The 25,227-nt window shown below is 65.3% G+C and carries 26 protein-coding genes; 11 read left to right on the forward strand and 15 right to left on the reverse strand.

Translation table 11 applies throughout. The annotated features are described in order from the left end of the window. Positions 1-94 precede the first annotated feature (94 nt). From KYN89_RS10120 to KYN89_RS10135, 4 genes are all read right to left on the reverse strand, one after another. A complete protein-coding gene (locus KYN89_RS10120) occupies positions 95-865 on the reverse strand; it encodes a motility-associated ABC transporter substrate-binding family protein (RefSeq protein ID WP_222824980.1) in 771 nt (256 codons plus the stop codon). 9 nt (positions 866-874) lie between these two features. Continuing rightward, positions 875-1,216 carry a hypothetical protein gene (locus KYN89_RS10125; RefSeq protein ID WP_222824981.1) on the reverse strand — a complete coding sequence of 114 codons (342 nt, stop codon included), beginning with the start codon at positions 1,214-1,216 and terminating at the stop codon, positions 875-877. A 32-nt stretch (positions 1,217-1,248) separates the two neighbouring features. Next, positions 1,249-2,259: a cysteine synthase A gene (locus KYN89_RS10130; protein WP_222824982.1), complete on the reverse strand. Its 1,011-nt coding sequence runs from the start codon at positions 2,257-2,259 to the stop codon at positions 1,249-1,251. Between the two features lie 75 nt (positions 2,260-2,334). After that, a complete protein-coding gene (locus KYN89_RS10135; RefSeq protein ID WP_010238869.1) occupies positions 2,335-2,652 on the reverse strand; it encodes a 2Fe-2S iron-sulfur cluster-binding protein in 318 nt (105 codons plus the stop codon). Positions 2,653-2,824: 172 nt separating this feature from the next. On the opposite strand from KYN89_RS10135, the gene KYN89_RS10140 reads away from it, so the two are divergent. Beyond that, on the forward strand, positions 2,825-3,442 hold the full coding sequence (locus KYN89_RS10140; protein WP_010238870.1) for a DNA-3-methyladenine glycosylase family protein: 618 nt from the start codon (positions 2,825-2,827) through the stop codon (positions 3,440-3,442). 111 nt (positions 3,443-3,553) lie between these two features. On the opposite strand, the gene KYN89_RS10145 is transcribed toward KYN89_RS10140, so the two are convergent. Then, entirely contained in the window at positions 3,554-4,207 is a 654-nt protein-coding gene (locus KYN89_RS10145; protein ID WP_222824983.1) for a site-specific integrase, read from the reverse strand. On the opposite strand from KYN89_RS10145, the gene KYN89_RS10150 reads away from it, so the two are divergent. Further along, entirely contained in the window at positions 4,206-4,346 is a 141-nt protein-coding gene (locus KYN89_RS10150) for a hypothetical protein (protein ID WP_222824984.1), read from the forward strand. The genes KYN89_RS10145 and KYN89_RS10150 overlap by 2 nt on opposite strands. A gap of 109 nt (positions 4,347-4,455) precedes the next feature. Here KYN89_RS10150 and KYN89_RS10155 read toward each other — a convergent pair whose 3' ends face one another. Together KYN89_RS10155 and KYN89_RS10160 are read right to left on the reverse strand one after the other, a co-directional pair. Next, positions 4,456-4,599 (reverse strand): hypothetical protein, encoded by a 144-nt coding sequence (locus tag KYN89_RS10155; RefSeq protein ID WP_222824985.1) that lies wholly within the window; start codon positions 4,597-4,599, stop codon positions 4,456-4,458. A 123-nt stretch (positions 4,600-4,722) separates the two neighbouring features. Continuing rightward, positions 4,723-5,652, reverse strand: coding sequence for an IS1595 family transposase (locus KYN89_RS10160; RefSeq protein ID WP_222824986.1), 930 nt, complete (start codon positions 5,650-5,652; stop codon positions 4,723-4,725). 224 nt (positions 5,653-5,876) lie between these two features. Between KYN89_RS10160 and KYN89_RS10165 the strand changes: the two genes are divergently transcribed. Continuing rightward, positions 5,877-7,847 (forward strand): S9 family peptidase, encoded by a 1,971-nt coding sequence (locus KYN89_RS10165; RefSeq protein WP_222824987.1) that lies wholly within the window; start codon positions 5,877-5,879, stop codon positions 7,845-7,847. Between the two features lie 85 nt (positions 7,848-7,932). Beyond that, positions 7,933-8,739, forward strand: coding sequence for an SDR family oxidoreductase (locus KYN89_RS10170; RefSeq protein ID WP_010238872.1), 807 nt, complete (start codon positions 7,933-7,935; stop codon positions 8,737-8,739). Positions 8,740-8,784: 45 nt separating this feature from the next. Here the strand turns inward: KYN89_RS10170 and KYN89_RS10175 are convergent, their stop codons facing one another. Then, a complete protein-coding gene (locus KYN89_RS10175) occupies positions 8,785-9,072 on the reverse strand; it encodes a 4a-hydroxytetrahydrobiopterin dehydratase (RefSeq protein WP_222824988.1) in 288 nt (95 codons plus the stop codon). A gap of 65 nt (positions 9,073-9,137) precedes the next feature. On the opposite strand from KYN89_RS10175, the gene ccmA reads away from it, so the two are divergent. Beyond that, positions 9,138-9,716, forward strand: a complete 579-nt coding sequence (ccmA, locus tag KYN89_RS10180) for a heme ABC exporter ATP-binding protein CcmA (protein WP_222824989.1) — start codon at positions 9,138-9,140, stop codon at positions 9,714-9,716. After that, positions 9,713-10,369 carry a heme exporter protein CcmB gene (locus KYN89_RS10185; protein WP_222824990.1) on the forward strand — a complete coding sequence of 219 codons (657 nt, stop codon included), beginning with the start codon at positions 9,713-9,715 and terminating at the stop codon, positions 10,367-10,369. The genes ccmA and KYN89_RS10185 overlap by 4 nt, the downstream gene beginning before the upstream one ends. A 20-nt stretch (positions 10,370-10,389) precedes the next feature. Here KYN89_RS10185 and map read toward each other — a convergent pair whose 3' ends face one another. Both map and KYN89_RS10195 read right to left on the reverse strand, forming a co-directional pair. Next, the gene (map, locus tag KYN89_RS10190) at positions 10,390-11,217 is read right to left on the reverse strand and encodes a type I methionyl aminopeptidase (protein ID WP_010238879.1); all 828 of its coding nucleotides are present in this window, start codon (positions 11,215-11,217) and stop codon (positions 10,390-10,392) included. Positions 11,218-11,255: 38 nt separating this feature from the next. Beyond that, positions 11,256-12,074, reverse strand: coding sequence for a DUF4163 domain-containing protein (locus KYN89_RS10195; RefSeq protein ID WP_222824991.1), 819 nt, complete (start codon positions 12,072-12,074; stop codon positions 11,256-11,258). A 71-nt stretch (positions 12,075-12,145) separates the two neighbouring features. On the opposite strand from KYN89_RS10195, the gene KYN89_RS10200 reads away from it, so the two are divergent. From KYN89_RS10200 to glnA, 5 genes are all read left to right on the forward strand, one after another. Further along, positions 12,146-13,540, forward strand: coding sequence for a leucyl aminopeptidase family protein (locus KYN89_RS10200; protein WP_222824992.1), 1,395 nt, complete (start codon positions 12,146-12,148; stop codon positions 13,538-13,540). Positions 13,541-13,644: 104 nt separating this feature from the next. Next, on the forward strand, positions 13,645-13,983 hold the full coding sequence (locus KYN89_RS10205) for a hypothetical protein (protein WP_222824993.1): 339 nt from the start codon (positions 13,645-13,647) through the stop codon (positions 13,981-13,983). A 13-nt stretch (positions 13,984-13,996) separates the two neighbouring features. Then, positions 13,997-14,929, forward strand: coding sequence for an N-acetyl-gamma-glutamyl-phosphate reductase (argC, locus tag KYN89_RS10210; protein ID WP_222824994.1), 933 nt, complete (start codon positions 13,997-13,999; stop codon positions 14,927-14,929). A 134-nt stretch (positions 14,930-15,063) separates the two neighbouring features. After that, a complete protein-coding gene (locus tag KYN89_RS10215) occupies positions 15,064-15,402 on the forward strand; it encodes a P-II family nitrogen regulator (RefSeq protein WP_010238891.1) in 339 nt (112 codons plus the stop codon). Between the two features lie 61 nt (positions 15,403-15,463). Beyond that, entirely contained in the window at positions 15,464-16,873 is a 1,410-nt protein-coding gene (gene glnA / locus KYN89_RS10220; protein ID WP_222824995.1) for a type I glutamate--ammonia ligase, read from the forward strand. Positions 16,874-16,950: 77 nt separating this feature from the next. Here the strand turns inward: glnA and KYN89_RS10225 are convergent, their stop codons facing one another. From KYN89_RS10225 to KYN89_RS10245, 5 genes are all read right to left on the reverse strand, one after another. Further along, positions 16,951-17,604: a hypothetical protein gene (locus tag KYN89_RS10225; protein ID WP_222824996.1), complete on the reverse strand. Its 654-nt coding sequence runs from the start codon at positions 17,602-17,604 to the stop codon at positions 16,951-16,953. Beyond that, positions 17,601-17,807, reverse strand: a complete 207-nt coding sequence (locus tag KYN89_RS10230; RefSeq protein ID WP_054524850.1) for a helix-turn-helix transcriptional regulator — start codon at positions 17,805-17,807, stop codon at positions 17,601-17,603. The genes KYN89_RS10225 and KYN89_RS10230 overlap by 4 nt, the downstream gene beginning before the upstream one ends. 115 nt (positions 17,808-17,922) lie before the next feature. After that, positions 17,923-22,110 carry a translocation/assembly module TamB domain-containing protein gene (locus tag KYN89_RS10235; RefSeq protein ID WP_222824997.1) on the reverse strand — a complete coding sequence of 1,396 codons (4,188 nt, stop codon included), beginning with the start codon at positions 22,108-22,110 and terminating at the stop codon, positions 17,923-17,925. Then, complete coding sequence (locus KYN89_RS15510) at positions 22,110-22,988, reverse strand: autotransporter assembly complex protein TamA (RefSeq protein ID WP_429699550.1); 879 nt, start codon at positions 22,986-22,988, stop codon at positions 22,110-22,112. The genes KYN89_RS10235 and KYN89_RS15510 overlap by 1 nt, the downstream gene beginning before the upstream one ends. A 1,300-nt stretch (positions 22,989-24,288) precedes the next feature. Next, positions 24,289-25,110 carry an arginyltransferase gene (locus tag KYN89_RS10245; RefSeq protein WP_222824999.1) on the reverse strand — a complete coding sequence of 274 codons (822 nt, stop codon included), beginning with the start codon at positions 25,108-25,110 and terminating at the stop codon, positions 24,289-24,291. Between the last annotated feature and the right edge of the window lie 117 nt (positions 25,111-25,227).

Here is a 25,227-nt window from a genome sequence, read left to right on the forward strand (position 1 = left end):
GGTTAATTCCTGAGGTTGGGATCGGGTAAAGACCGGAACCCCGGGGATTACCCGGGACGCTCAAGCCTTTCAGATTCATGGATTTTCGAGAAGGCTAGCGGACGTCGTCCCGCACCATCCCCAAAAGTGCCGCAAGCATATCCTCGGCCCCGGCAGGTGCAGGATCGCTTTCGAACAGGGTCGCGTCGGCCAATGCTACCACGCGCCCCGCCCCGATGCTGCACACCGCGATCAACGCATCGTTACGCAGGCGGCATTCGCCCTGCCCTCCGCCCGCAGCAGGGCGCAGCGAGAAGCGCCCGCCGAGCGCCACCGGCAATTCGTGATCCCCCATGGAAACGAAACGGACCCCGCCGTCCCCATCCTTCCCCGGTTCGAGCGCAAGGCCCCAGCGCGCGAGGATCGGGCCGCTGAGCGAGATCGCCTGGGGATTTCGCGGGTCGCCCAGCGCAAAGCGCGGTTCGCCGACCAGCAGCGGGTCCGCGACCAGCAGCACGTTTCCGCCCGCACGCACCCAGGTGTCGAGCGCGACATTCTCCGCCGGGGTCAGTGCGCGCGGCTGGACCAGCAGCAGGCGGTCGACCTGCCCCAGGCTGTCGGGATCGAGCACGTCGAGCGGCTCGAGCGTGCCGCGCTTCTCCAGCACGGCGCGCACCCAGTGGTGCCGCACCGACTGCGCGGCGAGCGCTTCGGCCACGCTCGATTCCGGAGCGCGGTAGAGCGGCAGCGAACTCATCAGGCCGATCCGCCCGTCCCGCTCTCCCGGGCCTTCACCCGGAAAGCCGTGGAAACCCAGGCCGGCGGCAGCCATCGCGCCCAGCCCCAGCGCAGCGCTGAGGCCAACGGCCAGCCATCCCTTCTTCAAGCCCGGAACCTACTCAACCGGGGCACCTTCGCCCTGCTCGGGCAGCACGGGACCTTCGGGGACGGGTTCCGCCTCGGGCTGTTCGGGAAGATCGGGGACCACGCCCGCATCGGACAGCGGATCGCTGGCAGGCTTCGCCGGGCTCGGCTCCACCGTCGGCGCGGCTTGCGGCACGGTGGTCTGCTCTGTACGCAACACGCGGTCGGTGATGATATTGGCAAGGCCGACGACGAGCAGGACCATCACGATCCCGCCGATCCCGACCCGCAGCCGCTGCATCACTTCCGCATTGCGCGGGTTGACCGGTTCGGCGGTGGGGCGTTTCGCTTCGGGATGCGGGATCAGGGCCATGGCCAGCGAATCTAGTGCCCGCGCGGTGCGGGTCAATCGCGAAGCCAGTCGAACACCGGCAAGCCCTTGTCGCGCAGCCATTGGGCGTTGAAGATCGTCGAGAGATAGCGGAAGCCGCTATCGCACAGGATCGTCGCCACGCGCGCGTCCGTACGCCCGTCCGCCACCAGCTGCCGGCCAAGCGCGACCGCGCCCGCGACGTTGATGCCAGACGACAGGCCGAGGCACAGCCCCTCTTCCTTCAACAGCCGCGCGACCCAGGTCAGCCCCTCCTCGTCGGAGATACGGAACTGCGTATCGATCGGCGCCCCGTCGAGATTGGCGGTGATCCGCCCCTGCCCGATCCCTTCGGCCACCGAAGAGCCTTCGGACGACAGTTCTCCGTTGGCGTAGTAATTATACAGCGCCGCGCCATGCGGGTCGGTCAGCGCGATGCGGACGTTTTCGTCCTTTTCCTTCAGCCCCAGCCCGACTCCGGCGATCGTGCCGCCGGTCCCCGCAGCGCAGGTGAAGCCGTCGATCCGGCCTTCAAGCTGGTCCCACAATTCGGGCGCGGTGCTGTCGATATGCGCGCGGCGGTTGGCGATATTGTCGAACTGGTTGGCCCAGATCGCGCCCTCGGTTTCCTCCGCCAGCCGGCGCGAGGTGTGGACGAAGTGGCCGGGATTGGCGAATTTGGTCGGCGGCACCAGCACCAGCTGCGCACCCAGCGCGCGCAGCGTATCCATCTTCTCGCGCGCCTGGTTGTCGGGCATCACGATGATCGTCTTGTAGCCGAGTGCATTGGCGACCAGCGCGATGCCGATCCCGGTATTGCCCGCCGTTCCTTCGACGATCGTGCCGCCCGGCTTCAGCTCTCCGCGTGCCTCGGCATCACGGATGATCCACAGCGCCGCGCGGTCCTTCACGGAGCCGCCCGGATTGGCGAATTCGCACTTGCCGTAGATGTTGCAGCCAGCCGCCTCGCTCGGCCCTGCGAGCCGGACGAGCGGGGTGTTGCCGATAAGGTCGAGAGCGCGTGGCAGGGGGGCGGGAGCTTTCATGGCAACCGCTTAGCGCCTGAGCGGCCCGCGCAGCAACCGCGATCCGCTATCGGGCCTGCAAGTCAGTCTTGCCCCTCAGTCTTCGGGAGCGATCTGGACCTTCAGCCCGTCGAGATCGGAGGTGAACTCGATCTGGCACGACAGGCGCGAGGTTTCGTTGCGGTGGTCGCTGCTTTCCAGCAGATCGTCCTCATCCTCGCTCATCGCGGGCAGCTTGTCGCCGAAGGCCGGGTCGACATGAACGTGGCAGGTCGCGCACGAACAGCACCCGCCGCACAGCGCCAGCAGCTCGTCGAAGCCGTTGTCGCGGATCGCCTCCATCACGGTCAGGCCGTCGCCGACCTCGATCGTGCGCTCGGTTCCACTGCGGTCGACCACGGTAAGCTTGGGCATTGGCTGTCCTTTATCTCGTCCCGGGGCGGCGCTCTCGCGCGCGCCGTTGACGCGGCTGCTAAAAGCTGCGTTTCGGCAATGCAAGCAGATGGCTACGCAAATGCGCAAGCAAAGCGACAGACAACTGGCCAAGCGTACGGGGCGCCCGGCCACATTATCGGAAGGATCGGCCATGGGCCTGAGCGCACAACAGATACGCCGCGGGCTGGACAGCGTGGCCGCGATCGAGCCCGATATGGCGCGCGCGCTAGAGATCGCCGGCTATCCCGAGCCGCGCATCCGCCCGACCGGGTACAAGACGCTGCTACGCACGATCGTCGGCCAACAGGTCAGCGTCGCCTCCGCGGCAAGCGTGTGGACCAAGCTGGAGGCGGAGCTGGGCGAGGATTTCACCCCGTCCTGCCTGCTCGAACGCGATTTCGACACGCTGCGCGCGTGCGGCCTCTCGCGCCAGAAGCAGGGCTATGCGCGCAGCCTGTGCGAACTGGTCCACGCGGGCGAGCTGGACCTTCACAACCTGCCGGAGGACGACGAGGAGGCGATTGCCCAGCTCACCCGGATCAAGGGAATCGGGCGCTGGTCGGCCGAAATCTACCTGCTGTTCGCAGAAGGCCGCCCCGACATCTGGCCTGCGGGCGATCTGGCGGTGATGGCGGGGATCGGCAAGATCCTCGGCCACGAAGAACGCCCGGACGAGAAGGCGACCCGCGCCCTCGCCGAACCTTGGCGGCCGCATCGGGGCGCGGTCGCGATCTTCACCTGGCATTGTTACGACAATCCGGCACTTTGACCGCCGCGGGGGGTGACACGGTTCGTCAATGTCCCTGGACATTATATACTTGAGAAAGCAGTCCAGTGAACCTAGATGATTCCTCGCGTGACAGGCCGGTGCAGATTGAGGTTACTCCCGCGATGATTGAGGCGGGGGTGAGGGCATTCCTACGATGGGATGAGGCGTCCAACCCTTGGCCTGAATCTCTTGCAGTAGAGATTTTTCAAGCGATGAATAAGGAACTGGGACAGTCGTGCTCAGTGCGAGCTGATGTATTCGGCCATGAGCGATCTCGATATCTCGGAGTGCGCCCTGCAATCGTTTGAGGCGTAGCGGCACTGTTCTCAGCCTCCCTGATTTTGTTTTGACACTCGCGACTATGACTGTCTCACGATTCTCGGTCGCAAAGGAAAGTGGGCTATGGGCAAGCTGTTTCCTCAAATTGGCCGAATGATTTGCTCTAGCACCCGCATCTAAAGCCAGTTTCAGCGCGAGTTCGGTTCCTCCCAGCGCCTTCCGGCTTTCTTCAAGATAGCGACGGCGAAGTTGCTTGAAGTCGAGCCATTTCTGGCGAATTGGATCAGACTCGTTGTAAGCTATGAGGCAATTCGTATAGCGAAGCATTGAGTCCATCATTTGCCCCCAGGACACGAGTATGTGGCCAACGAGGCCTGCTAAGTCGTCACCGACTGGGGAGAGGACTCTTGCTTCCGCAGCTTCAGACGGGTCGGACGGATGCGCTTCCAGCATTAGACATGCTGCATTAAAGTCGAGACGAGCCATGACAGACACCGATCAAAACAAAGAGGACGAGGTGCTAAAGCGGATGCTCAACACCCCGCCCAAGAAAAACGAGCCGACCACGGAGCTTGGGAAGGCGAAGCGGAAAGAGCGCGAGGACGGTGACGGAAAGCGATCGTAAGCGCTCGGCTGTTCGCTACGACTGCCTCGATTGGGCGCGCAGGGATGGTGCGCGGGGTGAGTGTGTTGAAGCCACCCTCGCCCGCGCCCAACTTTACGCCGAGTTCATCCTATTTGAGGGGATTGTCCCGGTCGGGGATGAAATCGACCAAATGCTGATAGATAGCCCCCAATAGCTCATTGGTCTTTTGCGCTTCCTTTTTGAGGTCTTGAAGCTCGCCGAGGATTAGATTTTCGGTTGGGATCGTTGGCACGTCGCGCTCCTTGCTTGAGAACTAGGAGATTGCGACGGCCAACGTCCGGAGTCGAGTCCGCCTTAGCTATCAATCCAGCGCTTCGGCTTCGTCCCGATCACACGCGGCAAGTCCAATGGCGGACTAAGCGGCGAGTGCGTCAGTCCGCCGATAGGTGAGGCGCTTACCGGCGATGCCTTTGAGGGCGATGTCGGTGCGCTCAACGTCGTTCACGCCGCAGGCGGTGCGGTTGGAATAGCGGAAGTCGAACTCGGCAACGTAGCGGTTGAGGTGCTGCTGCCCGCAGTGCTGGTAGATGCCGCGCATACCGCGCTTGAAGATACCGAAGAAGCCTTCGACGGTGTTGGTGGTCACGTCACCGCGCACGTATTCGCCGCGCATATGGTTGACGCTTTCGTGCTTGGCGAACTGCTTGCCGGGGCCTTTGTAGGAGTGCGCTTCGTCGGTGATGAGGCGCGAGGCGCGATCTACGCGGGTGTAAAGCAAACGCGAGACGTTTTCGGCGTTGAAGGTCTCGGTAAAGACGATGCTGGTCGAACGCCCGGTGGCGCGATCTACCAGCGACACGATACGGTTCATGTGGCGCATGGGCATACGCGACTGCGGCTTGGTCTTGTCGCGGCCAAAGTAGGTCTCGTCCACCTCGACGGTGCCGCCGGGGCCACCCATCGGGCCATCGTCCGTGGGCTTCATGGCTTCGCGGATGCGGTGGGCCATGAACCACGCGGTTTTGTAGGTCACGCCCAGCATACGGTGCAACTGGTGGGCGCTGATGCCCTTCTTGCTGGCACACATAAGGTGCGTGGCAAGCAGCCACTTGTTGAGCGGAACCTTGGAGCGTTCAAAGACGGTGCCCACGGTGACGGTGAACTGCTTGCGGCAGTCATTGCACTGGACAAGGCCGGGACGGTGCTTGCCACCTTCAAGCCGGGTCGCGTTCTTGCTCTTGCAGTGCGGGCACACGGGACCGGTCGGCCAATGGATGGCTTCAAGGTGTTCGCGGGCCGCATCGGCGTTTTGGAAGCGAGGCTCAAAGAGGTTTGCGTCTGTCATGCCCAGAATACTGCGGCATACGGGCTGCTTTGTCAAGTATATAATGTCCATGTCCCTTTACATGATGACAAGGTTCATTTACGGTTGCGATCATTGACCTGAGGAGGAGAGGTTTGATGTTCCGTACCCGCAAGATCGCCCTGAGCACGAGTCTGGCCATCGGTTGCGCCGCAGCCGCGCTCACGCTAGCCGCCGCACCATCCATTGCTCATACGGACGATAGCATGACCGCAGCCACCCCCGCCGCCAAAGCCCCCCTGATCCCGCGCGAAAGCCTGTTCGGCAATCCGACCCGCGCAGGCGGTCAGATCAGCCCCGACGGCAAGTGGATCAGCTGGCTCGCCCCGTCGAACGGCGTGCTCAACGTGTGGATGGCCCCGGCGGACGATCTCGACAACGCGAAGGTCATGACCAAGGCGACCGACCGCCCGATCCGCCAGTATTTCTGGGCGCCCGACAGCGCCAGCCTGCTGTACATTCAGGATAAAGGCGGGGACGAGAATTTCCTGCTCTACGGCGTCAATGTCGAAACCGGCGTTGAAACCACGCTGACCGATTTCGAGAACACGCGGGTGATGGTGGTCGGCGGGTCCGACCGGATCAAGGACAAGATCCTGATCGGCCTCAACAACCGCGATCCGCAGTATCACGATGTCTACATGCTCGACCTCAACACGGGCGAGCTGACCGAGCTGATCGAGAACAACGGCTATGCCGGGTTCGTCGCGGACGACAATCTCGACGTGCGCCTGGCGCTGAAACCCAACGCTGCAGGCGGGATGGATTTCTTCAAGGTGGTCGACAACGAGGTGGAGGCAGAGCCCTTCGGCAGTACCGGCCTCGAAGATTCGCTGACCACCAGCCCGGCGGGCTTCACCACCGACGGCAAGACGCTCTACTGGCTCGACAGCCGCGGTCGCAACACCGCCGCGCTGACCGCGATGGACGTCGAGACGGGCGAGACGCGGGTGATCGCGCAGGACGAGAAGGCCGATATCGGCGGCTCGATCCGCGACCGGAAGACCGGCGAGGTGGAGGCCTATTCGGTCTATTACCTCAAGAACGAATGGGTCGCGCTGGACCCGGAAATCAAGGCCTCGCTCGATTTCCTCGAAGCCAACCTGACCGGCGAGTTCGGTATTTCCTCGCGCACCGAGGACGACACCAAGTGGATCGTCGGCAATGATCCGGTGGTCGGCCCGGCCAAGAGCTTCCTCTATGACCGCACCGCCAACACGCTGACCGAACTCTACGTCACCCGGCCCGAGCTGGAAGGCGCGCCGTTGCAGCCGATGCACGCGCTGGAGCTGAAGAGCCGCGACGGGCTCACCCTGCCCTCCTACCTCACCCTGCCGCCGGGCAGCGACAGCGATGGCGACGGCGTGCCGGACAAGCCGGTGCCGATGGTACTGCTGGTCCATGGCGGACCGTGGGCGCGCGACGCCTATGGCTTCAACGGTTACCACCAGTGGCTCGCGAACCGCGGCTATGCGGTGATGAGCGTCAATTACCGCGGCTCAACCGGGTTCGGGAAGGACTTCATCAACGCGTCCAACCTGCAATGGTCCAAGACCATGCACGACGACCTGATCGACGCCACGAAGTGGGCGATCGACGAAGGCGTCGCGATTCCGGACAAGGTCGCGATCATGGGCGGCTCCTATGGCGGCTATGCCACGCTGGTGGGCCTGACCTACACGCCCGAAACCTTCGCCTGCGGGGTCGACATCGTCGGCCCATCGAACCTCGAAACCCTGCTCTCCACCATTCCGCCCTACTGGGCCCCGGTGGTCGCACAGTTCCACGAGCGGATGGGCAACCCCAACACGCCCGAGGGCAAGCAGCTGCTGATCGACGCCTCGCCGCTGTACAAGGCCGACCAGATCGTGAAGCCGCTGCTGATCGGCCAGGGGGCGAACGACCCGCGCGTCAACCAGGCGGAAAGCGACCAGATCGTCGAGGCGATGAAGGCCAAGAACATCCCCGTCACCTACGTTCTGTTCCCCGACGAAGGGCACGGCTTCGCGAAGCCTTCCAACAACATCGCCTTCAATGCGGTGACCGAGAACTTCCTCGCCACCTGCCTTGGCGGGCGCGCCGAGCCGATCGGCGACACGATCGAGGAATCGACCGCCCAGATCGAGGAAGGCGCGGACTTCGTTCAGGGCCTCAAGGCCGCGATCGACGGGGACTGAGCCGACACCCTCCCCTCCCGCCGCTTGCGGGAGGGGCCCGGGGTGGGCATGAGGTCAGGTGCAACGGAAGCAGACGGGAAGCCTCATGGACAGGAAAGCGATCTTCATCACCGGCGGCGCGTCCGGCATCGGGCGCGCCATCGCGCAGCGTTTCGCCAAGGAAGGCTGGTTCGTCGGCCTCGGCGATGTGAACGAAAAGGGGATGGTCGAAACCCAGCACCTGATCGGGCTCGGCTTCAGCTTCGGCCACACCTTCGATGTGCGCGACCGGGATGCGTGGGACGAAGCGCTCAATGCGTTCTCCATGGCCTCGGGCGGCCGGATCGACGTGGTCGCCAATAATGCGGGCATCCCGCTGGGCGGCTCGCTCGACCAGAACAGCGTCGAGGAGATCGAACGCTGCCTCGACATCAATCTGAAGGGCGTCTTGTTCGGCGCGCAGGCCGCGCTGCCGCACCTGAAGAAGACCGCGCCCGGATCGTGCCTGCTCAACACCGCCAGCGCGGCGGGCCTTTATGGCACTGCGGGCGCCAGCGTATATTCCGCGACCAAGTTCGGCGTGCGCGCGATCACCGAAAGCCTCGATGGCGAATGGGCCGAATACGGCATCAACGTGCGGTCGATCATGCCCAGCTTCATCGAAACCCCGCTGATCGACCAGCTCCCCAATGGGCAGACCAACGAAGCCATCCGCGACCGGGTGAAGGCCGCCGGGCTAGAGATCACCCCGGTCGCCGATGTCGGAGAGGCCGCGTGGGCTGCGGTCAATGGCGACAAGCTGCACACGCTGGTCGGCAAGACCGCCAAACGCGTCGGCTTCGCCTCTCGCTTTCTGCGGGGGCAGATGCGCAAACAGGTCCGCCGCAACGCAGGCGCGATGGGCGGACCCTGACCTGTAAGTTCGCTTCCGTGAACCGGTCACCTGAACGCTGTAAATCTAGAGCGCATTGATCGCCTGCGCCATGTGCACGTCGCGATGCGACAGACCGTCCGCATCATGTGTGGTCAGCGTGATCTCGACCGTGTTGTACACGTTCGACCATTCGGGGTGATGATCGTTCTTCTCGGCGATCAGCGCGACACGGCTCATGAACCCCCATGCCTCGCTGAAATCCTCGAACTTGAAGGTGCGCACGATCGCATCGCGGTCGCTCGCCATTTCCCACCCTTCGAGCGCTTCCAGCCAGCTTCCACGTTCCTCTTCGCTCAGTTTCTCGACCGCCATGGGAATGTCCTTTCGCTACCGGATGATATTGCCGTCACGCGCCCCCTCGCCTAACCCGCGCAGCCATGCAAGCCCGCCTCTCCGCTCGCGATCTCGCCTGCCGTCGCGGCGAGCGCCTGCTTTTCCGCAAGCTGACGCTCGATCTCGGCCCCGGCGACATGCTGCATGTGCGCGGGCACAATGGCGTGGGCAAGACCAGCCTCATGCGTATCCTCGCCGGGCTCGCGCCGCCCTTTGCGGGCGAGGTTGAGCGCACCGGCGAGGTTGGCCTGGTCGACGGACGCCACGCGCTCGATCTCGACCGCGAACTGGCTGACGCGATGCGGTTCTGGGCCCGGCTGGATGGCGCGGGCGATCCGACGAGCGCGATGGAGCGGCTGGGTGTCGATGCGTTGGCGGATATCCCGACCGGCTATCTTTCTACCGGCCAGAAACAGCGCGCGGTGATCGCCCGCCTGCTGCTGCGGGCCCGCGCGATCTGGCTGCTCGACGAGCCCTTCGCCGGGCTCGACACCGCATCGCAGGCGCTGCTCGCCGATCTGATCGCGGAGCATTGCGGCAATGGCGGGCTGTGCCTGTACGTCTCGCACCAGCCGGTCGATCTGCCCGCAACAGTGCTCGATCTGGCGGAGTACGCGGCATGAGCGCCTTCGCGATCCTGCTGCGCCGCGACCTCGCGATCCTGCTGCCCGGCGGCGCGCGTGGCTCCGCCTTCCTGCCGCTGATCTTCTTCCTGCTGGTCGCGGTGCTATTCCCCTTCGCGGTCGGGCCTGAGCCGAGCTTGCTCGCGCGCACGGGCGGCGGAGTCCTGTGGGTCGCCGCGCTGCTCGCCAGCATCCTCCCGCTCGACCGGCTGGTTGCGGCGGACCGCGACGCAGGCGTGTTCGACCAGCTGCGGCTGCGCGGGATTAGCGAAGAGGTCGCGATGACCGCGCGGCTGATCGCGCACTGGCTCAGCTTTGGCCCGCTGATCCTGATCGCAACCCTGCCCGCCTCGGCACTGCTATCGCTGAGCGGGCCGACCTTCTGGCGCCTGCTGGCCAGCCTGCTGGCGGGCACGCCGGGTCTCGCCGCGATCGGCCTGATGATCGCCGCCCTGCTGGCGAGCTTGCGTGGAGGGACCGCGCTCGCCGGGCTGATGCTCGCGCCGCTGGCCGTGCCGCTGGTGATCTTCGGCGCAGGCCATCTCGCGCGCGTGGACATGAGCGGCGCGCTGTTCGCCGGTGCCTTCAGCCTGGTCCTATGCGCAATCGCGCCCTTCGCCGCCGCTGCGGCTATTCGGGCGGCGCGGGATTAGGCACCAATGCCTGGCGAGGCTCAGTAAGGCGGCTTGTCGCGGCCCGTGGGGCTGAGCGTGAAGATCTCCACCCCATCCTCGGTAATCGCGAGCGAGTGTTCGAACTGCGCGGAGAGCGATTTGTCGCGGCTCACTGCGGTCCAGCCGTCGCCGAGCACCTTGGCCCACGGCTTGCCCGCGTTGAGCATCGGCTCGATGGTGAAGAACATGCCGGGCTTTAGCTCCGGCCCGCTGCCCGCCACGCCAACATGGACCACTTCGGGCGCGTCGTGGAACAGCCGCCCCACCCCGTGCCCGCAGAATTCGCGGACCACGCCATAGCGGTGCTGCTTGGCATGCGCCTCGATCGCGGCGCCGATATCGCCCAGCCGCGCGCCGGGTTTGCTCGCCGCGTCGATCCCGATCATCAGCGCCTCGTGCGTCGCCTCGACCAGCTTCTTCGCCTTGAGCGGCGGATCGCCGGCGAAGAACATGCGGCTGGTATCGCCGTGCCATCCGTCGAGCAGCGGGGTCACGTCGATATTGAGGATGTCGCCATCCTTCAGCGTCTTCTCGCCCGGGATGCCGTGGCAGATCACGTGATTGACCGAGATGCAGCTGCTGTGCGTGTAGCCGCGATAGCCGAGCGTCGCGGGCACCGCGCCTGCATCCAGCATCATCCCGCGGATCGCATCGTCGATGCTCGCGGTGGTGACGCCGGGCTTCACCAGCTCGGGCATCTGGTCGAGGATTTCGGCGGCCAGTCGCCCGGCCTTGCGCATCCCCTCGAACCCTTCGGGCCCGTGGAGCTTGATCGTACCGTCGCGGTAGACGTCGGAATCGGCTTCGATGGTCTGGTATTCGGTCATGCCGCTCTAGATACGCACGACCGCGCGAAAAAGCGAGGTCAGCCGACGAAATCGTCGCGATAGCGCTCTTTCACCGCCGCGCGGATCGCATCGTCCACGCTCAGTTCGACCTCGTAATCGCCCTCTACGTAAGGCCCGGCCACGTAAGGTGCGGCGTAGAGCATGATCCGGTCGAACTTGTTCCCGTTGGACAGCAGCACGAGCTCCAGCTCTTCCAGGTCGGGGCAGCGGTTGAAGGTATCGTCATCCTTGTCCAGCTCTCCGCCGCGCCGGGCCATGCGCTGCGTATCGAGCGCGTCGCAGAACCTCTCGCCCAGAGCTTCGGACAGCGCGGCCTGCGATTCGAACAGCATGATCGGTTCGAGCAGGCGCTGCGATCCCTTGTTCCACAACACCGAACTGAGCCCGTAATTGCCGTGGGCACCGCCGAAATAGGTCGCCCCGTTTTCGATCAGGCTGAACCATTCGTCGGTCTGTCCGGCCAGCTTCCACTCGATCGTGACCATGTAGCGGTTGTAGGGGAAGCCGTTCTCGCGCGCTTCCTCGCTCGCCTCGCGGGCGACGCGCTGCAGATCGGCCTCCTCGCGCTTGGCCTGCTGGTCGAGCCGGTCCTTCAGCGCGGGGATCGCGCCCAGCGTTTCGGGATAGGTGAAGGAAAAGGCGTAGAGATCGTTTTCTTCGGAAATCTCGCGTCCCTGCCCGGCGGGCTTCTCGCCATCCTTCGCGTCATCTGCCGAAGCGGTGGCGGCGGCCTTGTCCTGGTCGACCCCGACATCGCGCTGCATGTCTTCGGGCGATGAACAGCCCGCCACACCAAGGCCGATCACCAGCACAAGCTTCGCAAAACCTGCGGCCATTATCATCTCAATCCCTTGTCGCGGCGCGAATCCGGTTGGCACGGCGCGCCTTCGTCGCCATGCATAATAGGATGAATGATACGGCTTTGATACAGCCCGACAAGGGCCAGAACGCAACCGACCTCCACCTCGTCAACGATGCAGGCTTCGCCGATTGGGCGAAGGGCCTGAACGACGGCCAGCGCGCCATGCTGGAGGCGCAGAACTTCACCGGCAAGGGCTACGAAACCGCGATCGTCCCCGCGACGCCGGGTGAAGGCAATGCGTGGTTCGCGGTCGGCGGCGTGGCCGATCCGGATTCGCTGTCCAGCTGGTGCCTCGCGCGGCTGGCCGAAGTGCTGCCTGCTGGAACATATCGCCTCAAAGGGCGCGAGCCCGGCCCCGCCCTGCACGGCTGGCAGACCGCCCAGTACAAGAACCTCGCCTTCCGCAGCGATGCCGAAGCGCCCGGCGCACGCGTGCTGCTGACCCAGAACGCCAAGGCGATCGAACCCGCGATTGCCGAGGCGCAGGCGGTCAATCTGGTGCGGCGGCTGGTCGACACTCCGCCCGAGGTGATGGGCCCGGCAGGGATCGAGGCCGAGTTCGAAGCGCTGGTGAAGGATCACGACGCCAAGCTCGAAGTGACACGGGGCGATCAGCTGGAGCAGAACTATCCGCTGGTCCACGCGGTAGGCCGCGCCGCCGCGCGGCACCATGCGCCGCGGATCATGCACCTGACCTGGGGCAAGAAAGACGCGCCGGTCGTGGCGATCGTCGGCAAGGGCGTCACCTTCGATTCGGGCGGGCTCGACATCAAATCCTCCACCGGCATGGCGCTGATGAAGAAGGATATGGGCGGCGCGGCGCACGCGATCGCCCTCGCCAAGCTGGTGATGCAGCACAACCTGCCGGTGCGCCTGCACCTGCTGGTGCCCGCGGTTGAAAACGCGATCTCGGGCAACGCGCTGCGCCCGGGCGATATCGTGAAGAGCCGCAAGGGGCTGACGGTCGAGATCACCAATACCGATGCCGAAGGGCGGCTGATCCTGGCCGACGCGCTCGACCGGGCCAGCGAGGAAAATCCCGAGCTGCTGATCGACTTCGCAACGCTGACCGGCGCGGCGCGGGTCGCGCTGGGGCCGGACTATCCCGCGCTGATGACCCGACGCGACGAAACCGCCGAAGCGCTGATTTCTGCGGGCAAGGCCCATGATGACGAGCCGTGGCGGCTGCCACTGCCCGCCCTCTATCGCGAATGGCTCGATTCCCCTCTGGCCGACTGCATCAACGCGCCCACCAACGGCTTTGCCGGGGCGAGCGTGGCGGGCCTGTTCCTCGACCAGTTCGTCGGCGAAGACATCGACTGGGCGCATTTCGATACCTACGCGTGGCGGCCGACTGCCCGGCCGGGGCGGCCGAAGGGCGGTGACGCCTACGGCCTGCGCGCCAGCTGGCACATGCTGCGCGAGCGTTTCGGAGCCTAGGGAAACAGCGCCATAAGGGGTCGCGAGGCGCGCCGAGGTTGTTCAGCCACGGCGCACAGGCTAAGCGGCCAGAAACAACAGAACATGATGACCGAACCACTCTAGTGAGCGATTTTCCTTCCAGTCACCCGCATGCAGGCCAGATCGGCCTGACCGGCCCCGTCGTGTGGCCTGAAAAGGGCACGCTGCCGCTGCGCCGCGACCTTGCGCATATCGACCTCGCGCCGCGGTTTCTCGTCGCCAATTATGCGGTGCCGGTGCCGATGCAGATCGGTGAGACATCCGCGCCGCTGGTGCGCTCGACCCTCGAAGAGGCCGACGTGATCACCACGCTGGAGCCAGGGGCGACGTTTCAGGCGCTCGACGTCACCGGAAGCTGGGTATGGGGCTGCCTCGGACCCGAAGGTCCGTCGGGCTATGTCCGGCGCTCGGCCTTCCCCTGACGGGCCGCTGGTCATGACCACCGAAGTTTTCGTCGATGGCGCTGCCGGAACCACCGGGCTGGAAATCGTCACCCGGCTCGAAGCACATCCCCACTTCACGCCCGTCGTTCTCGACGAGGCGCGGCGCAAGGATGCCGAGGCGCGGCGCGAGGCGCTCAACGACACGCCCTTCGCAGTGCTGTGCCTGCCCGACGATGCCGCGCGCGAGGCGGTGGAGCTGGTCGACCCGGCAGCGAAGACGCGCATCGTCGATGCCTCCTCCGCACACCGCGTCGCCGACGGCTGGACCTATGGTTTTCCCGAGCTGATCGGGCGCGAACGGATTGCGGACGCCGCCCGCGTGAGCAACCCCGGCTGCTACCCGACCGGCTTCCTCGCGCTGGTCGCGCCGCTGGTACGTGCGGGACTTCTGCCCGCCGACTGGCCCTTCACCGTCAACGCGGTCAGCGGCTATTCGGGCGGCGGCAAGGCGCTGATCGAACGGTTTGCGGACGAGCCCGACATCGCCTTTCGCACCTACGGTCTCAACCTCACCCACAAGCACCTGCCCGAGATGCAGCGTCACGCGGGCCTCGAACACGGCGTGCTCTTCGCGCCCAGCGTCGTGCCCGCCTATCGCGGAATGCTGGTCGAGGTGCCGCTGCATCTTGGCGCGATGCGGACCGAACCGAGCGCCGACGCCCTTCGCGACGAGCTGGCCAGGTTCTACGCGGATTCCGAGGTCGTCGAGGTGATGGCCAAGGGCGATCCGGGCGAATTGCTGCTGCACCGCGATGCTGCGCCGGATGACGGAATGCGGCTCCACGTCTTCGGCAATGAAGGCGGCTGGAACGCGCGTCTCGTCGCCCTGCTCGACAACCTCGGCAAAGGGGCCAGCGGTGCCGCGATCCAGAACCTCAACCTGATGGCAGGCTTTCCTGAAACTGCGTCGCTGCAACTGCGATAAGCACAAATGCAGCGCGAAGGCCCGATTTCGCGCAATGAGGTTGCCCCTTTATCGCAGTGCAACATTGCACTAGGCTCGTGTGACAATTCGCCGACTCGCAGCGGCAGACCCGAACGGGAAGGACACGGCACGCGGTGAAAAAGATCGAAGCGATCATCAAACCCTTCAAGCTCGACGAGGTGAAGGAAGCGCTGCACGAGGTCGGGGTCTCGGGCATCACCGTGATCGAGGCCAAGGGCTTCGGACGCCAGAAGGGCCATACGGAACTCTACCGCGGTGCCGAATATGTCGTCGATTTCCTGCCCAAGGTGAAGCTCGAGGTCGTCGTGGCCGACGCGCTGGCCGAACGGGTGGTCGAAGCGATCGCGGGCGTCGCCCAGACGGGCCGCATCGGCGATGGCAAGATCTTCGTCTCCACGATCGATTCCGCGCTCCGCATTCGCACCGGCGAGCGGGACGACGACGCGATCTAGCGGTCACCTGCGATAAGATTTCCCGGGCATTTCCGCCCGAAAACCATCCGAAAGGAGCATCATGTCAACTGCCAGCGACATTCTGAAACAGATCAAGGAACAGGATATCGAGTGGGTCGACCTGCGGTTCACCGATCCCAAGGGCAAGTGGCAGCACCTGACCATGGTCGCCGATGTCCTGACCGAGGATGAACTGGAAGACGGGCTGATGTTCGACGGTTCGTCGATCGCCGGCTGGAAGGTCATCAACGAATCCGACATGATCCTGCGCCCGGATCTGGAGCGGGTCTATCTCGATCCGTTCAGCGCGACCCCGATGATGATCATCTTCTGCGACATCGTGGAGCCGAACACGGGCGACTGGTACGCCCGCGATCCGCGCTCCACCGCCAAGCGTGCGGAAGCCTATCTCAAGACGACCGGCGTGGGCGATACGGTCTATGTCGGCCCCGAAGCCGAATTCTTCATGTTCGACGATGTCCGCTTCGAAGACGGCTATGCCGGTTCGGGCTTCTCGATCGACGATATCGAGCTGCCGACCAACTCGGGCCGTGAATACGACGCGGGCAACATGGCCCACCGTCCGCGCGCCAAGGGCGGTTACTTCCCCGTCGCGCCGGTCGACTCCGCGGTCGACATTCGCGGCGAGATGGTCGCCACGATGAAGGAAATGGGCCTCAACTGCGACAAGCATCACCACGAGGTGGCCGCCGCGCAGCACGAGCTGGGCCTGACCTTCTCGACCCTGGTCGAAACCGCCGACAACATGCAGATCTACAAGTACGTCGTGCACCAAGTCGCGCATGCCTACGGCAAGTCGGCAACCTTCATGCCCAAGCCGATCAAGGACGATAACGGCAGCGGCATGCACACCCACATGTCGATCTGGAAGGATGGCAACCCCACCTTCGCGGGCACCGGCTATGCCGGTCTGTCGGACAACTGCCTCTATTACATCGGCGGCGTCATCAAGCACGCCAAGGCCCTCAACGCCTTCACCAACCCGACCACCAACAGCTACAAGCGACTGGTCCCGGGCTTCGAGGCACCGGTGCTGCTGGCCTACTCGGCCCGCAACCGCTCGGCCTCGTGCCGCATTCCCTATGGTGCGGGCGAAAAGGCGAAGCGCGTCGAGTTCCGTTTCCCCGATGCGATGGCCAACCCCTATCTCGCCTATTCGGCGCTGCTGATGGCGGGCCTCGACGGGATCACCAACAAGATCCACCCGGGCGAGGCGATGGACAAGAACCTGTACGACCTGCCGCCGGCCGAACTGGCCGACGTGCCGACCGTGTGCGGTTCGCTGCGCGAAGCGCTGGTCGCGCTGGAGGAAGACCACGAGTTCCTGCTCAAGGGCGACGTCTTCACCAAGGACCAGATCGACGCCTATGCCGAACTGAAGTGGGAAGAGGTGATGCGCACCGAAACCACCCCCTGCCCGGTCGAATACGACATGTACTACAGCGCGTAATCACGCCGGATCATCAAGATCACCAGGAGGGCCGCCGGAGCAATCCGGCGGCCTTTTGTTTGCCTTTCACCCCGCCCTCAATTGGGTCCGCGCATCATCAGTCCGCGTCGCGCGGTCTGCCAGAAGGCGCCGATCAGCAGGGTCGCGGAAAACATGGTCAGCCAGTCGAGCGGCGCAGGCGGCGCGACATAGTCGAGATGGGCAAGCAACGCCCAGCCGCCGCCGAAGAACGCCATCAGGTAAAAGGCACTTGCGACCGCATCGTTCGACAGGGCGCGTTGCAGCTCGTCGATGTGGCGCTGCATGGCGATGCTCAAAATAGAGGCGGCAATGATAGAGGCGACAGCCACGATCGCTCCGATCTCGGCGGCGACGAAGCCGCCCTCCCCCGATAGCGCAAGCAGGCCCAGCGCGAGGCCGATCAGCACCGTCGCCATCCCGCTATAGACCAGCATGCGCGACTGTTCGCGCAGTTCGTCCGCATCCTCGACATTGAGAAATTTGGCACCCACCGCCGGGTTAAGAGCGCCGAGCAACACGGCCACTCCGCACAAGACATATAGGACCCCGACGAGGCCGGCGATTTCGCGCGAGGTACCCAGCCCATCGCCACCGTCGATCTCGGCCAGCTGAAGGAAGGCGAAGGACCCCAGTCCGCCGGCGATCGCGCCGGTGATCAGCGGGACTGCAAGCCGACGCCACATCGGCTTTTGCTGGATATCGGTCATCATTCGGAAGGCTCCCAGTCGTCGATAAACAGATCCGGCACGTCGACGGCGAACAGCTTCGCCATGCGCAGTGCCAGCGGGAGAGAGGGATCGTACTTGTCGGTTTCGACCGCGTTGATCGTCTGGCGGGACACGCCGAGCCGTCGGGCAAGCTCGCCCTGGCTCCAGCCCGCCCCTTCGCGGTAGTGCTTCACACGATTTTGCAACCGATCATTCTCCCGGCAGCACCCACCTCGGGTGCTGACAAGAGCTCTTTACAGTCAAGAACTCTTGTCAGTCAAGAGCTCTTGTCAGGTCGCGGTGCGGGCCGCAGCGGGTCGGCTAGTAATCCCGGCTCGCCTCCACCGACACGCTGTTGCGCCCGACAGTCGAGACCGTGGCCAGCAGCGAAAGCCAGCTGGTGATCCGGAATTCGGCATCGGTCGCGCTGTAACCGCGGCCATCGGTGATCAGCTCGATATAGAAGCGCCGTCCGATATTCTTGCCCAGCGCGATCGAGGTGCCCCGGTCGAGCACCGGGTCCGCCGAGACGATCCGCAGCCGGTCGAGCCCGATCGCGCTGCGCAGCTGGTTGATCGGGTCGAGCCCGCCGCCCCCGCGCAGCGAGGCGACCGCCGCGCCGAGCTGCAAGGCATCGGTGGCAGAGAGGCTGGTGATCGAACCGCCGAACAGCAGTCGCGAGAGGATCTCCTCCTCGGGCAGCGAGGGGTTGGAGCTGAAGGTGATCTCGGGCTGCTGAGCGTTGCCCTGCACGCTGACCGTCACATCGATCCCGTTGTTGTCGGTCTCCGCGACGATGTCGAGCCGGGGGTCGATCGCGCGAGTCTCGTCGAACTCGATCCGCCCGCGGGTGACCTCGAAGCGTGCGCCCGCGAAGGTGTAATCGCCCCGGATCAGGTTCGCCTCGCCCCCGATCCGCATCTCCTGCGTGGTGCCGCGCACGCGCACATCGGCGCTCCATTCGCTGTCCAGCCCCATGCCGTCGACATCGACGCGGCTCGGCGCGCGCGCATCGACGAGGAAGCGCCACGGCGCGCCCGGCGCGGACGGCTGGTAACGGTCGCGCGGCAGATTGATCTCGCGCGTGGTGATCGTGGGAATGCTCGCAGTCTGCGCTCCATTGCCCAGCCGCCAGCTTGCCTTTTCGACCAGCAGGCGCCCGGCAATGGTCCCGCCCGATCCGTTGGACACGATCCGCAGCGGGCCGGTAACGGTCGCCTGCAATCCACGTGCATTAATCAGCTGCGCCTTTTGCGCCGCCGCACGAATATCGATCTCCGGCCCGCGACCGGGGCCCAGATTGGCCAGATCGACGACGCCGCTGCCGTTGACCACGCCGCCATTGGGCGCAGTGCCACGGAACTCGGTGATCTGCAGACGCGACCCGGCAAAGGCACCGCGCACGCGCGCATCGCGGATGTCGGTTCCGGAAACCGAACTCTGCACGCGCAGATTATCGCTCGACAGCGAACCGCGCACACGCGGATCGGCCAGCGTACCGCGAATATCCGCAGCGACGGCAACAGGCCCGGAGAAATCGAACAGGTCGATCGCCGCCAGCCGCCAGAGCGACTGGGCAGGCCCGCGATAGCGCAGCTGACCGAACAGATCGCCCGCCTGCAGCCTTTCGAACAGGCTGCCATTGCGCGGCAGGTCGGAAATCAGCGCCTGCACGCGTCCGCCTTCGGTCCCGTTATCGTCGAGGATGGCGCGCGCCTGAAGCCGGTCCGTTTCGAGCCGCGCGACCAGCGAGAGGTCGACCGGGCGCGAGGCGAGGATCACGCCAGAGCGGGTGAACTTGTCGACCCTCACGCGCGCTTCCCCGGTGGGCAACCCGTCCTTGGGTGCGGCATAGGTGATCGTGCCCGACAGCGATCCGCCGAGCCCCGCATCGCCCATCACGATATCCGCCAGCGAGAGCGGGATGTCGCGCACATTGAGGTCGAACCGGGTCGCTTCGCCACCCATCCGGCCCTCGGCAATCACGAAGCCGTCGCCGTAGCTGATCTGCGAGCGCTGGAGCGCCCAGCCCCCGCCATCGATCTTGGTCAGCACCGCGCGGCGCGGCATGGTCAGCTCTCGTCCGGCAAGGTTGCCGCGCGTGGCCAGCGCAATCCGGTCCGGCGCGATATCGGCTGCGAGTTGCAGCGCGAACCCGCGCCCGCGCCGCCCGGCAATCGCCGCGTTCACATCGCCGCGCCCGTTCACCAGCCGCGCATCGGCGGTCATCCGCCCGATGAACAGGTTGCCATAGACGATTCCTTGCGCGCTGGCCGTACCCTGGACGGTCGTATCACCGTCCGCGATCTGGCCGCTCATATCAATGTCGGCCTGCGCGATCTCGAGTGCGGTAGCCCCGCCGAAGCGCGCGTTGCGCGCCGCCAGCGCGACGTCGAAGCCCTGCCCACCACTGCGCGGCGCGAGCATGATCGTCCCGTCGAGCCCGCCGCCTGTCAGCGCCAGCGTACCGCTGGCAGCGCCGCCGCCCAGCGTCAGATCGCCGGTCACGCTGGTTTCCGAGACGGTCAGAGTTTCCACCGCAAGGCGGGTCGGCCCGCCCGGGGGGGAGAACAGGCCGAGCGTGCCTTCGAACCGGCCGAGCGTAGAATCGCCCTCGGTCTCGATCCGGAAGCCCTCGTCGATCGGGCTCAGCGCCACGCGCACGTCGCGCAGGCCCGCGGCGGGCAGCGGCTCTGCGAACACCAGCACCGCTTCGGGGCCCCGGTCTGTCAGTGAAGCCTCGACCGTGAACGGCCCGTACTGCGCCTGCCGTCCGCGCCCGGCTACGCGTGTGGTCCCCGGCGCAACCTGCCCGTCGAGCACCATGTTCAGCTTGCGCGAGTCGAGCCGCACCTGCCGGAAATCGATCGGCGCATTCTGCGCAAGCGACACCCCGCCGGAAAAGTCGATCACCGGCCCCGCCAGATTGACCAGCGTATCATTGGTGACGCGCGGCACCTGCCCGCGCACATCGGCGGTCAGCCGCCATGCGCCGTTATAGAGAAAGTCGATCGAACCGCCCGCGTTGACCCGCCCGATCTGCTCGAACGTCAGCCCGTTGACCGCGACCGGCCCGCGAACCTGCCAGCGGTTTTCCGCAAGATTGCCGTTGAGCGAGAGTTGCGCGCTGGCATCGGGGAAGTTGATCCGGATGCTGTCGGACACCAGCTCGCGCCCGGTAAACACCAGCCTCCCGTTGGCGGTGCCGCCGATCAGCCGTGGATCGGCGAGCGCGTTGCCGGTTTCGATCCGCCCCACGCGCGCGTCGATCGGGATCACCCAGCGGCTGCCATCATAGGTCGCGGTGCCTTCCTGCGCGATATTGGTGATCGTGGCGCTGCCCGCATCGAAGCGCTGCGCCACCAGCTTGAAGGGAATGGTGAGGTCACGGAACGGCCCGTCGATCGTGCCGCTCGCCTGCGCGCCGACCAGTTGCAGGTTCTCGCCAAACAGCCGCGGATCGCGCACCGCCGCCTCGAACGTGATGCCGTCTGCGCGATTGTCCGCAAGGTTCGCGCCGCCTTCGGCGATCAGCGAGAGGCCCTGCCCGATCAGCTCGACCTTGCCGTCGAGAACCCGGTCGGCGAAAGTACCGGCGGCCTCGATCCGCGTGTCGCGACCCAGCGCGCGCTGGGGAATTCCGGTCAGGAACGGTGTCGTATCGGCCCGCCCGACAATGCCGTATTTCCCGTTCTTCGCGCTCAGCCGGAAGCGGGCGAGCGATTCGCCGTTGCGGTTGAGCAGCATGTCGCCCGACCAGTCTTTCCACGTCCCGTCACCATCGATCCGCCCGACATAATCTCCATCGAGATTGGCCAGACTGGTGATGACCCCGCCTGCGGGCGCGTCCACGCGCATGTCGACATCGAAGAGATCGCCATCGGGCTCGGCAGTCAGGTCGAGCACCAGCCGATCGCCCTCCCCGAAGCGCCCGTTGGCCTTCACCATCGCGCGACCGTTGCGGATATCCGCGCTGCCGACCAGATTGACCTGCCGCCGCGCATCGCCCGCGACACCGGGGGCCAGCGTCCAGTCCACCAGCTCGAGCTGGTCGATGCGAATGTCGAAGCCCGGCAGCATCGGCGAATCCGGATCGCCGGGATTGAGCTTCGGCAAACGCTTGAGCTCGCCCCGTCGCGCTTCGACCGAGTCGATATCGAGCCCGCTGCTGAGCCAGGCGAACGGATTCCAGTCGAGATCGACCTCGGGCACGGTCAGGAACACGCCCTGCGGGTCCGCGAGCGAGAGGTCGTGCAGGACGAGATCGCTGTAGATGCTGCCCTCGATCCGCCCGATCGAGATGCGCAGGCCCGATTTGGGCTCGATCTTGGCGACCTGGTCGACGATCCAGCGCTTGCCGATCGGACTGTTGAGGCCCGCGACCAGCGCCGCGCCCAGCAGTGCCAGCACGACCACAATACCCACCGCCCACTTGGCAATGCGCGCAGTGGCGCTCTTCCTGCGCGGCGCGTCTGCGGTCGCCTCTTCCCGGATCGCCTCTTCGCTCATCAGAAGGCCTGCCCCAGCGAGACGTAGACCGCGACGAAGCTGTCGGTCGATCGTGGATTGATCGGGAAGGCGACGTCCAGCCGCAGCGGGCCGAAGCCGCTCAGGTAGCGCACGCCGACACCCGCGCCGACGCGAATGTCCTCGAAGTCGGGATATTGCTCGACCCCGACAGACCCTGCATCGACGAAGGGCACGACCTGCACCGCGCCGTCGAACAGCGGGGTGGGAATACGCACTTCGGCCGAGAGCTCGACCAGCGAGCGCCCGCCGATCGGATCATTATCGTCATTGCGCGGCCCGATGGCGCGATAGCCGAAGCCACGCACGGAGCCGCCACCCCCGGCGAAGAACCGCCGCGAAGGCGCGACATCATCCAGCGCCGCGCCGGTGATCGAGCCGACCGCGACACGCCCGGCCAGGATCGGGCCGTTCTCACCGATCTGCTTGTAATAGGAAGCGTCCGCCTGGTTGCGCAGATAGAAGCTCTGCATCCCCTCGGTACGCGAAACTTCGGGGGATGTGCGCAGCGAGACGCGGAAACCCTCGGTCGGATTGAGCAGGTCGTCCGTGGTGTCGATCTGGCCGTAAAGGGGCAGCGCGGCGACGAAATAGGTCTGGCGCGGCGGCGGTGTGGCATCGTCGAGGCTGCTGTTGTCGATGTCGTACGCAAGCCGCTCGTCCGATGCGACAAGTTCGAGCCCCATGCTCCAGCTGAACGGCTTCTGGAACAGCAGGGTCGATAGCTTCTCGTAGGTCGCGATCAGGCTGGCCGTGTCCGCGGCGAAGGCGGTGTTGTCGAGCGAGCTGGCGAAGGCGTCGATCGTCAGGATGCGGTCGCGCCCGCCGAAATTGCTCTTGCGGAAGGTGATGCCTGCCAGCTGTTCCTGCGTACCGGCAACGCCGCGCAGCTTCAGCGCGCCTTCGGGCGGGAAGAGGTTGCGATGTTCCCAGCTGGCCTCAACCCGGATGCCCTCTTCGGTGCCGTAGCCGATAGCGCCCGCGATGGTCCGCAGCTTTGCTTTGGTTAGGCCGACCTTCATGTCGACCACGCCCGGTTCGCCATCGGCGGGTGCCTGAGCCTCCACCGGGGTGATGGTTGTCGAGGAGACCAGCCCGGTGGCGATGATTGCGCGGCGCAGATCCTGCTCGTCGTCGCGGTTGTAGATATCGCCCGGCTCGAACCTCGCGATCGAGCCGAGGTGCCTGCCGGAGAGGAAGTCCGGCTCTTCGGAGATCACCTTGCCAAAGACGTAGCGCCCGTTGGGGCGCACCGGCATCGTCAGATCGCCTTCGATCCCCGCATGATCGATCAGCAATTCGGGCGCGTCGATCTCGGCGAAGGGATAGCCGGTATTGCCCAGCGCGGTGTCCAGATCGCCCCGCTCGCGCACGATGTCGTAGCTGTCGACATAGTCGCCGGGCTCGAGCTCGAACGCGCCGCGCAGTTCCTGGTAGTTGGGTGCCTGATCGAGATCGCCCAGATCGATCGTGCCGAAGGTGTAACGCTCGCCCGGCAGCACGTTGAAGCGGACCTGCGGCCGCTCGTCAGACCCGTCGATCAGATTGGGGCCGACCTCGCGCACGATCTCGCCATCGTAATAGCCGTAGGCGCGCAGCAGGCGCACCAGCAGTTCCTCGTCCTCTCGTGCACGGGCGCCCAGCTGGCCGACATTGGTCTCGCTGTCGCCATAGGCCTCGATGGTGGAAAGGCTGGTGAACTGGTCGACGAAATCGTCCATCTGCGGGAACGCGTCCGGCTCGCTCGGGAAGGCGAGCGCTAGTTGATCGGTCAGATCGATCACCACCGGATCGATCAGCAGCGGACCGGACTGGAGCGGATTGTCGTCGGCGAAGGTTGCCGTGCCGTCGTCCTCGACCTGCTCGACCGGCGCCAGTTCCAGCGGATCGGGCCAGTCGATGGTCAGCCCGGGCAGATCGTCCAGTGGACTCTCGGGCTCCAGCGCGGGGGCATCGGCGGGGAACGGGTTGGGCCCGTCGATCGGCGTCGGCTCCTCGGGAGGAACGCCATCGGCGGCCCATTCCTGCGCATTGTCGATCGCTTCGTCGGGGATCAGCGCTTCGAGCTCGGGGCTGGCCGAACGATCCTGTGCAAAGGCGTATCCGGGCTGGCCGGCGAGCACCGCGGCAAGCGCGGCGATGCACGCACCGCGCGCGAACCTAGCGGGTGACTGCGAGCGCCTTGTCGCCTGCTCCGGCAGCAGCGCCGCCTTCGCGCACGGCTTCCTGGATGAGACGATCCTGCTCTTCGGTTCCAAGCCGGCGCCATCCGCGCGGGCCGAGCCGTTCGAGCGGGCGGTAGCGGATCTTGTACTGCATCCGCGCGGAGCCTTCGACCCAATAGCCGAGATAGACGTAGGGCAGGCCTTCTTCGGCAGCGCGGCGGATGTGATCGAGAATGATGTAGTTGCCAAGACCCGACCGTACCTCGTTTTCCGGGTCGTAGAAGCTGTAGATCATCGACAGCCCATCACCCTGCCTGTCTGTCAGGCAGGCGCCAACCAGGCGACCCGTGGAGCCGTCGTCTGTCGGCTCCCTGTATTCAATAACATAGCTCGACACGGGCGTATGCTCCACCATGTCGGCATAGTCCACCTCGTCCATGCGCGTCATCCCGCCTTCTGGATGGCGCTTCGCGAGATAATCCCGCAACAGCTCGAATTGTTCCGAGGTCGCCCACGGGCGGCATTCGGTCGCGACCAGATCGCTGTTGCGCTTGAGAATCCGCTTCTGCGCCTTGGACGGCGCGAATTCGGCGGTCACCACCCGAACCGAGACGCAGGCCTGACAGTTAACGCAGCTGGGCCGATAGGCGACGGTCTGGCTGCGACGAAAACCGATCCGCCCGAGTGCTTCGTTGAGCTGGTCCGCGTGTGGCCCCTTCAGCTCGGTAAAAACCTTCCGCTCCATCCGGTCGGCCAGATAGGGACACGGCGCGGGGCTGGTCACGAAAAAGCGAGGGAAACGAACGGGGGCAGTCACGGCTAGGCCTGGCGCTCCTGGCGATGGCGTAAATCTATCGATCGGCGGCTGGCCAAAGGATATGCCTCACCAGCCACCGTCTTAGAAGGGCCTTAACCACAAAGCAGGGTTAACGAG

Source organism: Alteriqipengyuania abyssalis (assembly GCF_019857185.1).
Classification (GTDB): domain Bacteria; phylum Pseudomonadota; class Alphaproteobacteria; order Sphingomonadales; family Sphingomonadaceae; genus Alteriqipengyuania; species Alteriqipengyuania abyssalis.

Excerpts from the sequence above, each read along its gene's own strand:
- KYN89_RS10165 (WP_222824987.1), top strand. The coding sequence starts at position 5,877 with ATGACCGCAGCCACCCCCGCCGCCAAAGCCCCCCTGATCCCGCGCGAA.
- KYN89_RS10185 (WP_222824990.1), top strand. The coding sequence starts at position 9,713 with ATGAGCGCCTTCGCGATCCTGCTGCGCCGCGACCTCGCGATCCTGCTG.
- KYN89_RS10150 (WP_222824984.1), top strand. The coding sequence starts at position 4,206 with ATGACAGACACCGATCAAAACAAAGAGGACGAGGTGCTAAAGCGGATG.
- KYN89_RS10225 (WP_222824996.1), bottom strand. The coding sequence starts at position 17,604 with ATGATGACCGATATCCAGCAAAAGCCGATGTGGCGTCGGCTTGCAGTC.
- ccmA (WP_222824989.1), top strand. The coding sequence starts at position 9,138 with ATGCAAGCCCGCCTCTCCGCTCGCGATCTCGCCTGCCGTCGCGGCGAG.
- KYN89_RS10200 (WP_222824992.1), top strand. The coding sequence starts at position 12,146 with ATGAATGATACGGCTTTGATACAGCCCGACAAGGGCCAGAACGCAACC.
- map (WP_010238879.1), bottom strand. The coding sequence starts at position 11,217 with ATGACCGAATACCAGACCATCGAAGCCGATTCCGACGTCTACCGCGAC.
- KYN89_RS10160 (WP_222824986.1), bottom strand. The coding sequence starts at position 5,652 with ATGACAGACGCAAACCTCTTTGAGCCTCGCTTCCAAAACGCCGATGCG.
- KYN89_RS10125 (WP_222824981.1), bottom strand. The coding sequence starts at position 1,216 with ATGGCCCTGATCCCGCATCCCGAAGCGAAACGCCCCACCGCCGAACCG.
- KYN89_RS10135 (WP_010238869.1), bottom strand. The coding sequence starts at position 2,652 with ATGCCCAAGCTTACCGTGGTCGACCGCAGTGGAACCGAGCGCACGATC.
- KYN89_RS10175 (WP_222824988.1), bottom strand. The coding sequence starts at position 9,072 with ATGGCGGTCGAGAAACTGAGCGAAGAGGAACGTGGAAGCTGGCTGGAA.
- KYN89_RS10130 (WP_222824982.1), bottom strand. The coding sequence starts at position 2,259 with ATGAAAGCTCCCGCCCCCCTGCCACGCGCTCTCGACCTTATCGGCAAC.
- KYN89_RS10170 (WP_010238872.1), top strand. The coding sequence starts at position 7,933 with ATGGACAGGAAAGCGATCTTCATCACCGGCGGCGCGTCCGGCATCGGG.
- glnA (WP_222824995.1), top strand. The coding sequence starts at position 15,464 with ATGTCAACTGCCAGCGACATTCTGAAACAGATCAAGGAACAGGATATC.
- KYN89_RS10235 (WP_222824997.1), bottom strand. The coding sequence starts at position 22,110 with ATGAGCGAAGAGGCGATCCGGGAAGAGGCGACCGCAGACGCGCCGCGC.
- argC (WP_222824994.1), top strand. The coding sequence starts at position 13,997 with ATGACCACCGAAGTTTTCGTCGATGGCGCTGCCGGAACCACCGGGCTG.
- KYN89_RS10145 (WP_222824983.1), bottom strand. The coding sequence starts at position 4,207 with ATGGCTCGTCTCGACTTTAATGCAGCATGTCTAATGCTGGAAGCGCAT.
- KYN89_RS10195 (WP_222824991.1), bottom strand. The coding sequence starts at position 12,074 with ATGGCCGCAGGTTTTGCGAAGCTTGTGCTGGTGATCGGCCTTGGTGTG.
- KYN89_RS10140 (WP_010238870.1), top strand. The coding sequence starts at position 2,825 with ATGGGCCTGAGCGCACAACAGATACGCCGCGGGCTGGACAGCGTGGCC.